This is a genomic window from Streptomyces sp. NPDC088354 (assembly GCF_044753585.1).
Taxonomy (GTDB): Bacteria; Actinomycetota; Actinomycetes; order Streptomycetales; family Streptomycetaceae; genus Actinacidiphila.
The window spans coordinates 305,340-319,999 of sequence record NZ_JBIVNJ010000004.1 but is presented as its reverse complement, the minus strand read 5'-3'; the positions used below and the strand labels follow the sequence as shown (position 1 = coordinate 319,999).

The window sequence follows — 14,660 nt, the reverse complement described above, 5'->3', positions numbered from 1 at the left end:
GGGACACGGCCGGCGGGCCGGACGCGCGCACGGCCGCCGGGACGGCCGGGCGCCCGCCGGGGCGCGTCGTGCGCATGTCCGTCGAGCAGCCGCTGTGGCGCGCGCTGACGGGCTACCGGGTGCTCACCGCCGGCTACGCCGTCGCGCTGTTCGTCGTCGGCTACGAGGACCATGTCCGTCCGGTGCCCGGCATGGCCTTCATGGCGGTGCTCGTGGTGTGGACGCTGGCCACGCTCGGCAAGGTCACCTCGCCCCAGCGGTGCACCCGGGGCTTCCTCTTCGTGGACCTCGGTATCGCGCTCACCGGCATCCTCCTCACCCCGGTCGTCGAGACGCACCAGCGCATCGTCGACGGCGGGCCCACGCTGCCGTCGATATGGACGGCGGGCTCGGTCCTCGCCTTCGCCATCAAGGGCGGCTGGCGCTGGGCGGCGGCCGCGTCCTGCCTGGTCGGCGGCGCCAACATGGTCGAGCGCGGGGAACTCGCCCGCGACACCGTCCACAATGTGCTGCTGGTGGCCATCGCCAGCATCGCGATCGGCTACGTCGTCGAGGTCGCCCGCGCCAGTGAGCGCACCCTCGCCCGCGCGCTGCAGATCGAGGCCGCCACCCGTGAGCGGGAGCGGCTGGCCCGCGACATCCACGACAACGTGCTCCAGGTGCTCGCCATGGTGCAGCGGCGCGGCACCGAGATCGGCGGCGAGGCCGGAGCGCTGGGCACGATGGCCGGCGAGCAGGAGGCCGCGCTGCGCGCCCTGATCAGCGGCGGACCCACGGCGCCGGCCTGGGTTCCCGGCCCGCGCGGCGCGGACGGGGACCCGGACCCGGACGTCCCCCGCGACCTGCGGGTCCTGCTCACCCCCTTCAGCGGCACCCGGGTCACCGTGGCCGCCCCCGGCACCCCCGTGCTGCTGCCCGCGCACGCGGCCGCGGAACTCGCCGCCGCGGTGGGCGCCGCCCTGGAGAACGTGCGCAAGCACGCGGGGGAGCGGGCGCACGCCTGGATCCTGGTGGAGGACGCGCCCGACGCGGTCCTCGTCAGCGTCCGCGACGACGGCCCCGGCATTCCCGAGGGCCGGCTCGCCGACGCCGAGGCGGAGGGGCGGCTCGGCGTCGCCCAGTCCATCCAGGGGCGGCTGCGCGACCTCGGCGGCACGGCCGAGCTGGTGTCGGTGCCGGGACAGGGGACAGAAGTCGAGTTGAGGCTCGGCAAATGAGAGAGGAGATTGGGCTCATGGCCGTAAAGGTGATGGTGGTGGACGACCACCCCATGTGGCGGGACGCGGTCGCGCGCGACCTCACCGAAGCCGGGTACGTCGTGGTGGCGACCGCCGGCGACGGCCCGGAGGCGGTGCGCCGCGCCAAGGCCGCCCTCCCGGAGGTGCTGGTCCTCGACCTCAACCTGCCGGGTCTGTCCGGCGTCCAGGTCTGCAAGGACGTCATCGCGGAGAACCCGGCCCTGCGGGTGCTGGTGCTGTCGGCCAGCGGCGAGCACGAGGACGTCCTGGAGGCGGTGAAGTCCGGGGCCACCGGCTATCTCCTGAAGTCCGCCGGCCGGGACGAACTCCTCGACGCCGTGAGCCGCACCGCCGTCGGCGACCCCGTCTTCACCCCGGGCCTGGCCGGCCTCGTCCTCGGCGAGTACCGCCGGCTGGCCTCGGACCCCGCGCCCGCGGCGGCCGACCGGCCCGAGGCGCCGCGGCTCACCGACCGGGAGACCGAGGTACTGCGCCTGGTGGCCAAGGGCCTGAGCTACAAGCAGATCGCCGAACGGCTCGTCATCTCGCACCGCACCGTGCAGAACCACGTGCAGAACACCCTCGGCAAGCTCCAGTTGCACAACCGTGTCGAGCTGGTCCGCTACGCCATCGAGCGCGGACTGGACGAGGAATAACCCGTCGGCGCGATCACGGCATTGGTCCGCCTGCCGCACTCGGACGAGTGAATCCGGAGCTCCAACCCGCCCGCACGCCAAGGGATTTCACCGAACGGCCCATCACACATGTGACGCCGGTCACGCTAGCGTCGTTGGCGCAGGCAAATGGTGCGAACGGGAAGGGGAAGGATCATGCGAGTTGGCGTGCTGACCGGCGGCGGTGACTGCCCCGGGCTCAACGCGGTCATCCGTGCCATCGTGCGCAAGGGTGTCCAGGAGTACGCGTACGAGTTCGTCGGATTCAGGGACGGCTGGCGCGGGCCGCTGGAAGGGGACACCGTGCCCCTCGACATCCCGGCCGTCCGTGGCATCCTGCCGCGCGGCGGCACGATCCTCGGCTCCTCGCGCACGAATCCGCTCAAGGTGGACAACGGTGTGCGCCGGGTCAAGGAGAACCTCGCCAAGTTCGAGGTGGAGGCGCTCGTCGCGATCGGGGGCGAGGACACGCTCGGTGTCGCGACCGCCCTGTCGGACGAGTACGGGATCCCCTGCGTCGGCGTACCGAAGACCATTGACAACGACCTCGCCGCCACCGACTACACCTTCGGCTTCGACACGGCCGTCAACATCGCCACCGAGGCGATCGACCGTCTCCACACCACCGCCGAGTCGCACATGCGGGTCCTGGTGGTCGAGGTCATGGGCCGGCACGCGGGCTGGATCGCCCTGCACTCGGGCCTGGCCGGCGGCGCCAACGTCATCCTGGTGCCCGAGCAGCGCTTCGACGTGGACCAGGTCTGCGCCTGGGTGGAGAGCCGTTTCAAGATCCGGTACGCGCCCATCGTGGTGATCGCCGAGGGCGCCATGCCCAAGGACGGCGACATGGTGCTGAAGGACGGCACCCTGGACTCCTTCGGCCACGTCCGCCTGTCCGGCGTCGGCGAGTGGCTGGCCAAGGAGATCGAGAGCCGCACCGGCAAGGAGGCCCGCACCACGGTGCTCGGCCATGTCCAGCGCGGCGGCACCCCCAGTGCCTTCGACCGCTGGCTGGCCACCCGCTTCGGCCTGCACGCGATCGACGCGGTCCGCGACCGCGACTTCGGCAAGATGGTGGCGCTGCGCGGCACGGACATCGTCCGGGTCCCGCTGGCGGACGCGACCAAGCAGCTCAAGACGGTCGACCCGAAGCTCTACGCCGAGGCCGGCGTCTTCTTCGGGTAAACACCTCGTTTCCCTGCCGTCTCCTGGGCTTTCCCCGCTTGCCATGGGCGATCACGCGGCCGTACATTCCCTCCACCCGGCTTGTCCGGCCGCTTCGTTTATCCCCCTTGAGCACATGAGGAGCGCCCGGCATGACGGGTGTACTGGCGGTCGCAGGCGGCACCGCATCCGGTAAGTCCACGCTTGCCGAAGCGCTGTCGCTGACGTGTCCCGAGACCATCGCACTGATCCACCTGGACGACCACTACGTGCCCGCGCACGACCCGCTGAGGGGCGTGTGGACGGTGAGCGCCGGCGGGCACGCGGTCCTGGACTGGAACCACCCCGGCTCCATCGACGAGACCGCTGTCGGCGAGGCCATCGACGCGGCGCGGCTGCGCCCCGGGGTGCGCCTGGTCGTCGTCGAGGGGCTGTTCGCGCTCACCCTCCCGGCCGTCCTGTCACGGGCGGCCTGGCGGGTGTACGTGGACGCCCCCGACGACGTCCGGCTGGCGCGCAAGATCCTGCGGAAGATCGAGGTCCAGCGGCAGGACCCGCGGCTGTCGCTGCGGAACTACCTGCAGACCGGCCGGGACCGCCATGCCGCCCATGTGGCCCCCTCCCGGGCCCGGGCCGACCTGGTGGTCGACGGCACCGCCGACGGCCCCGAGATGCTGGCCGCCGTCCTCGGCCTGGTCGGCCCCGTCCTGACTCCCGCCCCGGAGCCGGTCCCGTCCGTCCGCCCCCGGCGGTCCCGCGCGGCCGCCCGGACGCACCAGTTGCCCGCGGCTGCCGTCTGAGGGTCCTCACACGTTGCAGGCCTCGATGTGCACGTCGACCGTGCCGTCGCCCGGTGCGTCACGGTGACGCCCGTGGACCGGGACAGCGCGCGGTCCCTCCACCGGTCGTCGTGGCCGCCCTCCGCGCCGGTCAGCCGGGGATACGCCGTGGTCAGGGTCCGCCGAGTGGTCGCGGTCCACGACTCCGCCGTCGTCCCGGCACCTGATGTCCGTGGCCTCGGCGGGGATGGCGCCGCCGAGGAAGGAGCCGGTCTCCTCGCAGTCCACCGGATGCGGTCGCCCCGCCGCCCGGAGGAAGAAGGCGGCATGGGAGGGGCCGTCCGTGCGGGACGGGGCGGGTGTGCGCGGACTCGGTGTGCCGTTCGACGTCCCCACCCACCCCGTCCGTGCGGCCGCCCCGGCCGGGCGGAAGCTGCCACGCCCGCTGCCGGGCCCACGGCCGCGGGCCTCCCGGCCGTCAGCCGGCGACCACCACCGACGCCAGCAGCTCCGTCACGATCGCCGTGCCGTTCAAGGTGAGCACCGACTCGGGGTGGAACTGCACCCCGGCGAAGCCAGGGCCGCGCATCGCGTGCACGTCGCCCGTGGCCGGGTCGCGGCTCAGCTCGACGCGGTGCATGGCCAGCTCCTCCGCCGTCCTGGAGTCGCAGCGCGCGGTGAAGGAGTTGTAGAAGCCGACCGTCTCGGTGCGCCCGAACAGGTCGACCGCCGTCTGCGCCCCCTGGAACGGCACGTCCTTGCGCTCGATGGCGAGCCCCAGTTCGGCGGCGATCAGCTCGTGGCCGAGGCAGACGCCCAGCAGCCCGTGCCGGTGGTCGCGCACCAGGCGCGCGGCGAGGGCGCGCAGGAACGCCATCTTGGGGTCCGTGGTGTCCGCCGGATTGCCCGGGCCCGGGCCGAGCACGACCGGGCCGCGGTGGGCGAGGACGGCCTCGCGCAGACCGGGCTCGTCGTAGCGGCGCACCGTCACCTCCAGCCCCGACGAGCGCAGGACGTGCGCCAGCATCGCGGTGAAGGTGTCCTCGCCGTCGACCACGAAGGCGTGCCGGCCGGCGAGCGGCCCCGGTCGCTCCTGCTCACCCGCGGGGGTCTGCATCCGCAGCCAGAACGGCGCGAGGTTGCGGCGGCGTCCCGTGAGCGCGGCCTGCACACGCGTGTCGTCGCCGAGCCGGCGCCGCGGCCCGCCGGGCCCGCGCGCCGCGCCCGGCCGGACCCCCAGTGCCGCCAGTACGCCCGCCGCCTTCGCGTGCGTCTCGGCGACCTCGCCGTACGGGTCCGAGCGGCGTACCAGCGTCGCCCCGACCGGCACCTTCAGTCCGCCCGCGGCGTCGACGTCCACGGTGCGGATCAGGATCGGGGAGTCCAGGGTCTGGACCCCGCCGCCGTCCCGTCCGATCAGCGCCAGCGCGCCGGCGTAGTACCCGCGGCCCCCGGGCTCGTACCGCTCGATGACCCGGCAGGCGTTCTGCACCGGCGAACCGGTGACCGTCGCGGCGAACATCGTCTCGCGCAGCACGTCGCGGACGTCCATGGTGCTGCGGCCGCGCAGCTCGTACTCGGTGTGCGCCAGGTGCGCCATCTCCTTCAGGCGGGGGCCGACCACCACACCGCCGAGGTCGCCGACGGTGCACATCATCTTCAGCTCCTCGTCGACCACCATGGTCAGCTCCTCCATCTCCTTCACGTCGCGGAGGAAGCGGAGCAGCCCGTCCATGTCCGGTCCCTGCGCCGGATAGCGGTAGGTGCCGCTGATCGGGTTCATCACGACCGTGCCGCCCGCCATGCGCACGTGCACCTCGGGGCTCGCCCCGACCAGCGTCCGCTCCGGTGTGCGCACCACGAACGTCCAGTACGCGCCCCGCTCGCCGTCCAGCAGCCGCCGGAACAGCGCGAGCGCGTCCGCCGCGGAGAAGTCCGGGATCCGCCCGCGGAAGGTCCGGCGGATGACGAAGTTCGCGCCCTCGCCGCGGCCGATCTCGTCCTCGATGACCCGCTCCACGATCCCGGCGTAGGTGTCGTCGTCCACGTCGAAGCCGCCGTGCTCCACGTGCACCCCGTGGCCGGGCAGCGCCCGCTCCAGGTCCGGCAGGGGGAACTCGTACGCCTCCCGCGGGTGCAGGACCGCCAGCGGCGTCCCGTCGTCCCGCGCCTCGAAGCCGCGCTCCCTGATCTGCCGGAACGGCACCAGGGCCAGCGCGTCGGCGACCGGCCGTCCGCCCTCCGGCGCACCCTTCGGCAGTGCGATGTCCGTCAGGCGCTCCACCGTGGACACCGGGCCGAGCAGCACGTCGACCGTGTCCGTCTCGCGCCCCGGCGTCCTGCGCCGGATCAGCGCGAACGGCGGGCATGCCGGGTCCAGCAGCCGTTCCACGAGCGCTGCGGCGGAAAGCGGGTTCTTCTCGTCGTCCACGGCGGATCCTTCCGATCGGGGGAAGGGACGGCCGCGCAAACACCGAAGGCCGCCCCTGGGGCGGCCTTCGCGTCAGTCAGTGCGTACGCGTCACGAGTGGGCCGCCGGATCCGCGGTCCACCACCACTGCAGGTGCGTCTGCTGTGCGTACATGTTCTGCACGATAACGCATTCCGCCGCCGCGCACGGCCCTCACCTCCGGTCGGCCCCCGGCGCGGCGAGCTCCCACAGCGAAGCCCATTGCCGTGCCGTGAGGTGCTTGGGCAGCGCGGCCGGCGCCGGGTGCTCGGCGCGCAGCCAGGCGTGCAGTTCCCGGCGGTCGAAGTGGCCGGTCCGCGCCAGGACTTCGCGCACACCGCGCCCCGGCCCGGTGAAGACCCGCCGGACGAACTCCTGGTAGGGGCCCCGGCGGTCCGGCGCGACGAGCGGGTCCTGACGCCGGACGACCGTCAGCAGGCCGCCGTCGACGGACGGCGCCGGGCGGAAGGCCCGCGCGGGTACCCGGGAGTGCAGGACGAAGTCGTACCAGGGCCACCAGGCGGCGGTCAGCATGCTGGCTCCGCCGACGCCCGCGCGGCGGCGGGCGACCTCCCACTGGACGAGCAGCACGGCGGACTGCCAGCCGCCGGCGGACAGCAGCCGCCGCAGGATCGGGGTGGTGAGGTGGAAGGGCAGGTTGCCGACGACGACGTGCGGCTCGCTCGGCAGGCGGTAGCGCAGGACGTCGGCGTTGACGACCCGCGCGCCCGGCGGCAGCCGCCGGGCCAGGCGCCGTGCGCGCCGGGGATCGATCTCGACGGCCGTCAGGGGACGGCCGGTCCGGCTGAGGGGGACGGTCAGTGCGCCGTCGCCGGGCCCGATCTCGACGATGGGGCCGCTGGTGCGGGCGACGAGGGCCTCGATGGAGGCGATGACCGTGCGGTCGGTGAGGAAGTTCTGGCCGAGCTCGTGCCGGCCGCCCACCAGGGAATGGTGGTCAGACATGGGTGTGTACTCCGCGACATGTGGACTGGCTCCGACGGTGGACCCGATGCCGCGGCGGTGTGCGCCGCGGGTTATGCCCGGCGCATCCGGATGTAGTACGTGCAACCCATGGGCGGCACGCTAGCGGGGGCCGGCGCCGCGGCGCACCCGGTTTTTCACAGACGTCGTGTGGACGCTCGCGTATGGGAACGAGCCTCCCGGCCATGTCCCGTCTCGCCGTGCCGGACCTTCACTGGTGCCATGACATCCCGAGACGCAGTCCTCGCGGCGGCCGCGGTCGCCACCGGTCTGATGGCCGGTCTCTTCTTCGCCTTCTCCGTCGCCGTCATGCCCGGCCTCGCCCGGACCGGTGACCGCACCCTGGTCGACGCCATGCAGCGGATCAACGCGGCCATCCAGAACGGGTGGTTCCTGCTCGTTTTCGCGGGCGCCCTCCTGCTCGGCGCCGCCGCAGTGGTGCTCTGCGTCCGCGACGGCGCCCGGACCGTCCTGCCCTGGGTCGTCGCGGGCACGGTCTGCTACCTGCTCGTCCTCGTCGTCACCTTCGCCGTCAACATCCCGCTCAACGACCGGCTGGACGCCGCCGGACCACCGGACGCCGTCGCCGATCCCGCCGCGGTGCGCGAACGCTTCGAAGCCGCCTGGGTCCGGTGGAACCTGGTGCGCACCCTGCTGTGCACCGGCGCCCTGGCGTGCCTCGGCTGGGCTCTGGTGCTCAGCGGGCGGGCCGGTGCGGCCGGATCGTGACCCGGACCCGCCGGCCGCCGACCGGCTGTACGCGATGTGGAATCGCCGTCTCATTCACTGGTCCGGTGCGCCGGGCACCGGACACAACCACGTAATGTGGGGTGCGTGACCGTGAACGCTGATTCTCTCGCCGGGCGCAACACCTGGCGCTCTCTGCCCGCGGCCCAGCAGCCCGAGTACCCCGACACCGAGGCGCTGAGCCGAGTGATCGCGGAACTCGAGTCGTATCCCCCCCTCGTCTTCGCCGGCGAGTGCGATCAGCTGCGCGACCGTATGGGGGCCGTGGCGCGCGGTGAGGCGTTCCTGCTCCAGGGCGGCGACTGCGCCGAGGCCTTCGACCACGTCGGCGCCGACCAGATCCGCAGCAAGCTCAAGACGCTGCTGCAGATGGGCGCGGTGCTCACCTACGCCGCCTCCGTGCCGGTGGTGAAGGTGGGCCGGATCGCCGGCCAGTACAGCAAGCCGCGCTCCAAGCCGACGGAGACCCGCGACGGGGTGACCCTGCCCACCTACCGCGGTGACTCGGTCAACGGCTTCGACTTCACCGAGGCGTCCCGGGTGCCGGACCCGGACCGGCTGAAGCGGATGTACCACGCGTCCTCCGCCACGCTGAACCTGGTGCGCGCCTTCACCACCGGCGGCTACGCGGACCTGCGCCAGGTGCACGCCTGGAACCAGGACTTCGTCAAGTCCTCGCCGTCCGGGCAGCGTTACGAGGCGCTGGCCCGTGAGATCGACCGCGCGCTGAACTTCATGCACGCCTGCGGCGCGGACCCGGAGGAGTTCAAGACCGTCGAGTTCTACTCCTCCCACGAGGCGCTGCTGCTCGACTACGAGAGCGCGCTGACCCGCGTCGACTCGCGGACCGGGCGGTTGTACGACGTCTCCGCGCACATGGTGTGGGTGGGCGAGCGCACCCGGCAGATGGACCACGCGCACATCGAGTTCGCGTCCCGGATCCGCAACCCGCTCGGGGTGAAGCTCGGCCCGACGACCACGCCCGAGGAAGCGCTGGCCCTGATCGACCGGCTGGACCCGGACCGCGAGCCGGGACGGCTGACCTTCATCACGCGCATGGGCGCGGGCAAGGTGCGCGACCTGCTGCCGAACCTGGTGGAGAAGGTCACCGCCTCCGGCGCCCAGGTGGCGTGGGTGTGCGACCCGATGCACGGCAACACCTTCGAGGCGGCCTCCGGGCACAAGACCCGTCGCTTCGACGACGTCCTGGACGAGGTCAAGGGCTTCTTCGAGGTGCACCACGCCCTCGGCACCCACCCCGGGGGCATCCACGTCGAGCTGACCGGCGAGGACGTCACCGAGTGCGTCGGCGGCGGCGACGAGATCTTCGTCGACGACCTGCACCAGCGCTACGAGACGGCCTGCGACCCGCGGCTCAACCGTAGCCAGTCGCTGGACCTGGCCTTCCTCGTGGCGGAGATGTACCGCGGGCAGTGACCCGCCGGCCCACGGCGGTGGGCACCCAGGCGAAGGGGCGCGGATCACACTGATCCGCGCCCCTCGACGGTTTCCAGCCACGCGATGGCCGGGTAAGGTTAGGGTAACCTCAGCCGGAACCGAGACGTGGGGGTGAGTCCGCGTGTACGTCTGCTCATGCTTCGGCATCACAGAAGAGCAGGTCAAGCAGCATGCGGACGCCGGCCGCTGCACCCCGCGCCAGATAGCCTCCGCCTGCAAGGCGGGCACCGACTGCGGTTCGTGCGTGCGCCGCATCCAGGCGCTTCTCGGCCGCGGCGAGAGCTGGGCCGGCCGTACCGTGCCCGCCGCCGGGAGTTCCGCGCCGGAGCCCGTGTCGCGCCCCGCCGCCCTGCCGGCCGTGTCGCCCGCGCCCGCGGCGGTACCGGCCGCGGCGAGCGCCGCCTGACCGGACGGCTCAGCTGTCCGGCTGCTCGATGACCTGGGCGATGTACAGCGGCTCGCCGAGCTTCTCGATGAGTTCGAGCTGCGTGTCGAGGTAGTCGATGTGGTGCTCCTCGTCCGCGAGGATGTCCTCGAAGATGTTGGCCGAGGTGATGTCCCCCTTGGCCCGCATGACCTCGATGCCGCGCCGGAGCCGGTCGATCGCCTCCACCTCGACCTGGCGGTCGGCCTGGAACATCTCGGTGACGGTCTGTCCCACCCGTACATGGAAGAGCCGCTGGTAGTTCGGCAGGCCTTCGAGGAAGAGGATGCGGTCCGTCAGCACCTCGGCGTGCTTCATCTCGTCGAACGACTCGTGCCGCGTGTACGTGGCGAGCTTCGTCCAGCCGAAGTTCTCCTGCATCTTGGCGTGCAGGAAGTACTGGTTGATGGCGGTGAGCTCGCCCGTCAGCTGCTCGTTCAGGAACTCGATGACCTCGGGGTCGCCTTGCATGGCAAACCCGTCCTTTCGGGAGTAATCGACGCGATGCGGGCATCCTCCCACCGCCGGGTGAGGGTGATCCAGTAAGTCGACACTTACTCCGATGGCCCGGGCCCGGTTGCCGGTGCCCGACCCGTGGCTGGTCGGTAGCACTGCATCCGGTCTGTCACCATGGACGTATGGGTCGGTCCGAACGCCACGAAGGAGCGCTTCCTCCGGGGCAGCGGCTCCAGCGGGGCTGGCCGGTGACCCACTACGGTCCGGTGCCGCGGTTCAAGCCCGACCGGTGGGACTTCCAGGTCTTCGGTGCCACGGCCGACGGCGGCAAGCACGCCTGGAACCACGAGGAGTTCTCGGCGCTGCCGTACACGACGGTCATGGCCGATTTCCACTGCGTGACCAAGTTCAGCATGCTCGGTGTCGAGTGGGGCGGCGTCGCCGCCGCCGAGCTGCTGCGGCTCGCGCCGCCCGCGCCCGAGGTCAGCCATGTGATGGTGTGGGCCGAGTACGGCTTCAGCTCCAACCTGCGGCTGTCCGACTTCGCCGCCGGTACCTCCATATTCGCGACCCACCGCGGCGGCGAGCCGCTGACCGCCGAGCACGGGTTCCCGGCCCGGCTGGTCGTGCCCCATCTGTACGCCTGGAAGGGCCCCAAGTGGGTCCGGGGCGTGGAGTACATGACCGCCGACCGCCGCGGCTTCTGGGAGGAGCGCGGCTACCACAACCTCGGCGACCCCTGGTCGGAGCAGCGCTACTCGTACCAGGAGGAGCCCGGCGACGGGCCGGAGCTGTAGCCCCCGCCCCGGTGCTCAGTGGTACTGGTGGACGACCGCGTGACCCTTGCCGCGGCCGAGCATCCACTTGTTGACCGGCGTGGTGACCAGGAACGCCACCACGAAGGACAGCGCGAGGCTGACCCAGAACAGTGCGTCGGCGAGCGTCGCGTCCATGGCGCCCGGGAAGACCGCGATCGTCGCGTTGTCGGCGAGCTCCATGAAGACGATCGAGACGGTGTCGGCGGCGAGCGCCACCCGCACCGCGGTGCGGAAGTCCACGCCGGCCCGCAGGACCCCGCGCATCGTGAGCGAGTAGCCGAAGGCGAAGGCCAGCACGATGGCCAGGATCATGGTCGGCACGTTGTGCCAGCCGAGTGCGGTGCCCACGGCCATGCCGACGACCTCGCCGATGGCGCAGCCGGTCAGGCAGTGCAGCGTCGCCCGGACGGCGTCGGTCCAGCCGGCCGGCGGCGCGGGGTGGTGGTGCGCGGAAGAGGTGTGCGGCTCCTGCGGATGTTCGAGGTGCTGCATGGTGCATCTCCCTCACGTGCGGAGTCCGGAGGACGGGACCGTTGCCCAGCGCACCAACAAGATACCCCCACGGGGTATTCCGGCGCAGGCGGTCACCCGTCCCGGAGCGCCTGAAGCGCCGCCACGTCCCTGGCCATCCCCGTCCTGTCCGGGCCGTCCGGCGTCTCCACGATCAGCGGGACACCGGCGGCCGCGGGATGGCGGAACAGCTCCGCGAAGGCCGCGGCGCCGATGTGGCCGGCACCGATGTTCTCGTGACGGTCCTTGTGGGCGCCGACGACGTCCTTGGAGTCGTTGGCGTGGACCAGCCGCAGCCTGCCCGGTCCGACGGTGGCGACCAGTTCGTCCAGTACGGCCTTCACGCCGCCGGCCGCCGCGAGGTCGTGCCCGGCGGCGAAGACGTGGCAGGTGTCCAGGCAGACCCCGAGCCGCGGGTGGTGGTCGAGCGCCTCGAAGTACGGGCCCAGGTCCTCGACGAGCGAGCACAGCGAGAAGCCCTGCCCCGCCGTGGGCTCCAGCAGCAGCCAGGGGTCGTCCTCGTGCGTCAGCTCGTCCAACAGCGGCCGCATCCGCTCCCGCACCTGCGCCAGAGCGGTCTCCCGGGCGCGTCCGCCGGTCGCGGACCCGGTGTGCACCACCGTGCCGAGCGCCCCGATGTCCCTGCCCCGGCGCAGCGAGTGCCGCAGGGAGACCACCGAGTGGTCCGCGGTGGCCTCGGTGTGCGAACCGAAGTTGATCAGGTAGGGGGCGTGGACGTAGACCGGCATCCGCTCCGCGGCGCAGCGCTCGCGGAACAGCTCGTCCTGCCGCGGGTCGCCCGCCGGGGTGGCCCAGCCGCGCGGATTGGCGACGAAGACCTGCACGGCCTCCGCCCCCAGCCGCGTGGCGGCCGCGAGACCCGTGGCGGCCAGGCCCCCGGCGACGGGCACGTGGGCACCGACCGGATTGCGCACGACGGCGGGTGCACGGGACTCGCTCAGCGCACCCACAGCGTGATCGTGCTCCCCTTCGGTGCCTGGCTGCCGGCGGCCGGTGACTGGTTGCTGACCTCACCGGTGAAGAAGAAGCGGATCACGCGCACGTCGAACCCGGCGGCCTTGAGCTCCTGGCGGGCCGTCTCGACGTCCTTGCCCCCGACGTCCGGGACGTCGACCATCTGCTGGCCCTTGGACACGGTCAGGGTGACCGTGTCGCCGGCCGCCAGCTGCTGCCCCGCGTCCTTGCTCTGGGCGGCGACCCCGCCCTCGTCCGCCTGGTCGGAGAAGACCCGCTGCGGCGCGACCTTCACCCGCAGCCCGGCCTCCTGCAGCTCCCTGCGGGCGTCCTCCAGCGGGGCGCCGACGACGTCGGGCACGTCCACCGGCGCGCCCTTGCTGACCACGAGCGCCACCGCGGAGTCCGGCTTGCGGGTCGTCCCGCCGCCCGGGTCGGTGGAGATCACGTCGCCCTGGGGGACGTCGTCGCTGAACTCACGGGTCACCCGGCCCGCCGTCAGGCCGGCGGACGCCAGGTCCTGCCGGGCCCGGCCCAGCGACCTGCCCGTCACATCCGGCACCTTCACCTGCTCCGGGCCCTTGGAGACGGTGAGGGTGACCGTGCCGTCGTCGCGGATCCGCGTGCCCGGGCCGGGATCGGTGTCGCTGACCCTGCCCTTCGGCGTGGCCGCGTCGAACGCCTCGACCACCTCGACCTCGAGCCCGGCCGCGCGCACCTGCTTCTCGGCGTCCGCCCGCGCCAGGTTCAGCACCGCGGGGGTCCTGGTGAACTGGCCGTCGTTGATGTACCAGACGCTGCCGCCGATGCCGGCGACGAGCAGCAGGGCGACGACCACGGCGATCATGCCCGGCCGGGCCCGCAGCCGGGCGCCGTCGGGGGCCGCGTGCCCGGGGCCGGGGACGGGCCGGCGCCGCGCCGGCTCCGGCGGCATCTCCAGCCGTGCGGTGCGGTGCACAACAGCGGTCGCCTCCTCCGCCCCGGCCGGCCGCGGCGCCACCGGGGGCGCGGGCGCGTGCGCCGTGGGCGGTACGGCGTCCAGCTGGGCGGGGCTCAGAGCGGCGCGTGCCGTGTGCAACCGGGCCAGCAGTTCCACGGCGTCCGCGGGACGCAGCGCGGGCTCGCGGGCCGCCGCGCCCGCCACGAGGACGTCCAGCTGCGGCGCCAGTCCCGGCACGGTGGCCGACGGCGCGGGGATGTCCTCGTTCAGGTGCTGGTAGATCACCTGCATCGGCGTGCCGCCCGCGCGGGGCTTGCCGCCGGTGAGCATCTCGTAGAGCAGCACTCCGCAGGCGTACACGTCGCTGCGCGGATCGGTCGTGCCGCTCTCGATCTGCTCCGGTGCCATGTAGGACACGGTGCCCAGCACGACGCCGGTGGTCGAGGTCGTCGTGGTGTGCGCGTCCACGGCCCTGACCAGGCCGAAGTCCGCCACCTTCACCCGGCCGTCGTCGCCGATGAGGACGTTCTCCGGCTTCATGTCGCGGTGCACCAGGCCCGCGCGGTGCGCCGCGCCGAGGGCCGCCAGCACGGGCTCCAGGATGTCCAGCGCCGCGCGGGGCGGCAGCGCGCCCCGGTCGCGCAGCAGGTCGCGGAGCGTGCAGCCGGCGATGTACTCCATCGCCAGGTACACGTACGAGCCGTCCGCGCCCTGGTCGTAGATCTGCACCACATTGGCGTGGTCCAGCCGCGCCACGGACTTCGCCTCACGGATGAAGCGCTCCACGAAGCCGGGCTCGGCGGCCAGTGCCGGGTGCATCACCTTCAGCGCGAGCACACGGTCCAAACGGGTGTCCAGTGCTCGGTAGACCGTCGCCATCCCGCCGACCGCGATCCGGGCCTCCACCCGGTAGCGGCCGTCGAGCGTGCGCCCGACCAGCGGGTCTTGAAGGGTCATATCCACAAACGTGCAGTTTACGGTGTTCGCCTTACCCGCTTGGGCTAACGCGGCAACGTTGTGTCGCGGTCGTGCGGTACCGACACG

General features: G+C 72.6%; 14 protein-coding genes. 8 read left to right on the top strand and 6 right to left on the bottom strand.

What is annotated here, in order from left to right; all coding sequences use genetic code 11:
* Positions 1 to 74: 74 nt before the first annotated feature.
* The 4 genes from macS (at position 75) to ACIP98_RS09780 (ending at position 3,876) form a co-directional block, all read left to right on the top strand.
* Positions 75 to 1,217, top strand: a complete 1,143-nt coding sequence (macS, locus tag ACIP98_RS09795) for a MacS family sensor histidine kinase (RefSeq protein WP_319662270.1) — start codon at positions 75 to 77, stop codon at positions 1,215 to 1,217.
* Between the two features lie 17 nt (positions 1,218 to 1,234).
* Positions 1,235 to 1,894, top strand: coding sequence for a response regulator transcription factor (locus ACIP98_RS09790; protein ID WP_319662094.1), 660 nt, complete (start codon positions 1,235 to 1,237; stop codon positions 1,892 to 1,894).
* A 174-nt stretch (positions 1,895 to 2,068) separates the two neighbouring features.
* On the top strand, positions 2,069 to 3,097 hold the full coding sequence (locus ACIP98_RS09785; protein WP_319662093.1) for a 6-phosphofructokinase: 1,029 nt from the start codon (positions 2,069 to 2,071) through the stop codon (positions 3,095 to 3,097).
* A gap of 131 nt (positions 3,098 to 3,228) precedes the next feature.
* On the top strand, positions 3,229 to 3,876 hold the full coding sequence (locus ACIP98_RS09780; RefSeq protein ID WP_319662091.1) for a hypothetical protein: 648 nt from the start codon (positions 3,229 to 3,231) through the stop codon (positions 3,874 to 3,876).
* Between the two features lie 457 nt (positions 3,877 to 4,333).
* On the opposite strand, the gene ACIP98_RS09775 is transcribed toward ACIP98_RS09780, so the two are convergent.
* Both ACIP98_RS09775 and erm read right to left on the bottom strand, forming a co-directional pair.
* A complete protein-coding gene (locus ACIP98_RS09775) occupies positions 4,334 to 6,286 on the bottom strand; it encodes an anthranilate synthase family protein (RefSeq protein WP_401974756.1) in 1,953 nt (650 codons plus the stop codon).
* A gap of 192 nt (positions 6,287 to 6,478) precedes the next feature.
* Positions 6,479 to 7,270 (bottom strand): 23S ribosomal RNA methyltransferase Erm, encoded by a 792-nt coding sequence (erm, locus tag ACIP98_RS09770; protein ID WP_401974754.1) that lies wholly within the window; start codon positions 7,268 to 7,270, stop codon positions 6,479 to 6,481.
* Positions 7,271 to 7,510: 240 nt separating this feature from the next.
* On the opposite strand from erm, the gene ACIP98_RS09765 reads away from it, so the two are divergent.
* From ACIP98_RS09765 to ACIP98_RS09755, 3 genes are all read left to right on the top strand, one after another.
* A complete protein-coding gene (locus ACIP98_RS09765) occupies positions 7,511 to 8,017 on the top strand; it encodes an anthrone oxygenase family protein (RefSeq protein WP_319662088.1) in 507 nt (168 codons plus the stop codon).
* A 105-nt stretch (positions 8,018 to 8,122) separates the two neighbouring features.
* A complete protein-coding gene (locus ACIP98_RS09760; protein ID WP_319662087.1) occupies positions 8,123 to 9,472 on the top strand; it encodes a class II 3-deoxy-7-phosphoheptulonate synthase in 1,350 nt (449 codons plus the stop codon).
* Positions 9,473 to 9,614: 142 nt separating this feature from the next.
* Positions 9,615 to 9,899 (top strand): (2Fe-2S)-binding protein, encoded by a 285-nt coding sequence (locus ACIP98_RS09755; RefSeq protein ID WP_319662086.1) that lies wholly within the window; start codon positions 9,615 to 9,617, stop codon positions 9,897 to 9,899.
* 9 nt (positions 9,900 to 9,908) lie between these two features.
* Here ACIP98_RS09755 and bfr read toward each other — a convergent pair whose 3' ends face one another.
* Complete coding sequence (gene bfr, locus ACIP98_RS09750) at positions 9,909 to 10,388, bottom strand: bacterioferritin (RefSeq protein ID WP_319662085.1); 480 nt, start codon at positions 10,386 to 10,388, stop codon at positions 9,909 to 9,911.
* Between the two features lie 167 nt (positions 10,389 to 10,555).
* Between bfr and ACIP98_RS09745 the strand changes: the two genes are divergently transcribed.
* Positions 10,556 to 11,170, top strand: a complete 615-nt coding sequence (locus ACIP98_RS09745) for a sulfite oxidase-like oxidoreductase (protein WP_319662084.1) — start codon at positions 10,556 to 10,558, stop codon at positions 11,168 to 11,170.
* 15 nt (positions 11,171 to 11,185) lie between these two features.
* On the opposite strand, the gene ACIP98_RS09740 is transcribed toward ACIP98_RS09745, so the two are convergent.
* The 3 genes from ACIP98_RS09740 to pknB form a co-directional block, all read right to left on the bottom strand.
* On the bottom strand, positions 11,186 to 11,683 hold the full coding sequence (locus ACIP98_RS09740) for a DUF4396 domain-containing protein (protein WP_319662083.1): 498 nt from the start codon (positions 11,681 to 11,683) through the stop codon (positions 11,186 to 11,188).
* A 92-nt stretch (positions 11,684 to 11,775) separates the two neighbouring features.
* On the bottom strand, positions 11,776 to 12,636 hold the full coding sequence (locus ACIP98_RS09735) for a deoxyribonuclease IV (protein WP_319662269.1): 861 nt from the start codon (positions 12,634 to 12,636) through the stop codon (positions 11,776 to 11,778).
* Positions 12,637 to 12,659: 23 nt separating this feature from the next.
* On the bottom strand, positions 12,660 to 14,573 hold the full coding sequence (gene pknB / locus ACIP98_RS09730; protein WP_401974749.1) for a Stk1 family PASTA domain-containing Ser/Thr kinase: 1,914 nt from the start codon (positions 14,571 to 14,573) through the stop codon (positions 12,660 to 12,662).
* Between the last annotated feature and the right edge of the window lie 87 nt (positions 14,574 to 14,660).